The following is a 1,630-nucleotide window of genomic DNA, read 5'->3' as shown; positions in this document are numbered from 1 at the left end:
GTCAGCCAGGCGGCGCCGACCCCCAGACCGGCGGCCGCCAGCAACAGGAGCGTCGTCGCCCCGGCTCCCAGACCGCGCCTGGCCGGCCGCGGCAGCGGTGCGGCGGGGGTGGTCGGTGGGGCCGGTGCCGCCGAGGGCTGCGACAGGGGCTGGGCCGAGGGCTGCGACAGGGGCTGCGACGCTGACTGGGATTCGTAGTGCTGAGGTGCGTAGGGCTGGGATGCGTAGGGCTGAGGTGCGTAGGGCTGGGCCCCGGCGGCTGGCCACGAGCGCGGCTGCTGCGGCGGCTGATTCACGACCGGAGGGGTGGTGGTGAACCCGGCGGACCCGGCGGTCGGGTTGCCGGCGCGGCCGTACGGCTGCACTGCCGGAACCCACCGCCCGGTCACCGGGTCGAACACCGACGTGTCCCCTCCGCGCGTCGGTGACCCGTGGTTGGCCGCGCCCGGCATGCCCGCCGGGGGAGTGGACCACCCGGTGGCCGGGCGCGAACCGTCCCGGCCGTCTGCGCCCTCGCTGGTGCGCCGGCGATGGTGGCGGACCGCGAGGTAGACGATGGCGCCGAGCATGAGCAGGCTGATGAGCGTGGCCCACCAGCCGCTGGAGTTGCTCGGCGCGTTGAACATGCTCAGGAGCGTGAAGACGCCCAGGGTGATCGAGCCGCCGTCGTGGTCGCGCACCGCGCGCTCCACCGCGAGGGTGCCGCGCTCGTCGGGGAGCAGGAACCAGGCGAGCAGATAGACGGTGAGGCCGACGCCCACCGCGATCCCGAGCACGACGAACGCGACGCGCACGAGCACGGGATCGAGGCCGAAGTGGTGGGCCACGCCGGTGGCGACGCCGCCGAGCACGCGGCCCTCGCGCGAGCGGCGCACGGGCGAGCGGCGCAGCGCGTCGTAGAGGCGCTGCGTCGAGTCGCTCCCCGAGCCGTCCGGGGAACCGCCGGGCATGCGCAGATCGTCGGCCATACCCTCTATGGTCGCTCGCCGACCCGGCCGGCACGCATGCGGTGCGACCCTGACGCCACCCTGAACCGCGCCTCCCCGAGCCGGGTGCCCGCCCTGACATCGGCGCGCGGGCGTGTCGTCGCGGGCGTGGCGGGTGTCACGATGGGAGCCATGACCTCCGATCCGAGCGCGAGCCCGCCGCCGGCCCCCGGCGACGACGCGAGCGCGCCGGACCCGGCGTCCACTACGGCGTCCCCCGCGGCGTCCCCCACATCGTCCCCTGCGCAGTCCTCCACGCCGCCAGCCGCGCCTCACCGGCTCACCCGGCTGCAGGCGGGCGGCGTCGTCGCGGGCGTCGCGATCGGTCTCGCCCGGCACTTCGGGCTCGACGTGCGGCTCGTGCGGGTCGCGTTCGTCGTGGCCAACCTGGCCTTCGGTCTCGGCATCGGCGCGTACGCGCTGCTGTGGGCGCTGACCCCGGCCGACGACGGAGCCGCGCACCGGCCGTCGCGGCGCGTGCCCGTGCAACTGCTGCTCGTCGGGGCGGCGCTGCTCGCGCTCGGGGGTCTCGGGCTCACCGGTCAGAACGTGCTGCCCGACATGGCGCGCCCGATGCTGCCGGTGCTCGCGGTCGCGGTCGGCGCGGTCATCGCGTGGCGCGACGTCGAGGCGTTCGAGCGGCA

2 protein-coding genes are annotated in these 1,630 nt (G+C 76.0%); one reads left to right on the top strand and one right to left on the bottom strand.

Annotated elements, in window-relative coordinates:
* Nucleotides 1–968: PspC domain-containing protein (locus tag PINTE_RS21280; RefSeq protein ID WP_157087452.1), on the bottom strand; the 968-nt coding region annotated here is incomplete at its 3' end.
* 150 nt (nucleotides 969–1,118) lie between these two features.
* Between PINTE_RS21280 and PINTE_RS21275 the strand changes: the two genes are divergently transcribed.
* Nucleotides 1,119–1,630: PspC domain-containing protein (locus PINTE_RS21275; protein ID WP_169798597.1), on the top strand; the 512-nt coding region annotated here is incomplete at its 3' end.

Origin of the sequence: Piscicoccus intestinalis NBRC 104926 (genome assembly GCF_001515525.1) — a bacterium.
Classification (GTDB): domain Bacteria; phylum Actinomycetota; class Actinomycetes; order Actinomycetales; family Dermatophilaceae; genus Kineosphaera; species Kineosphaera intestinalis.
This window is presented reverse-complemented; position numbering and strand designations above follow the sequence as displayed.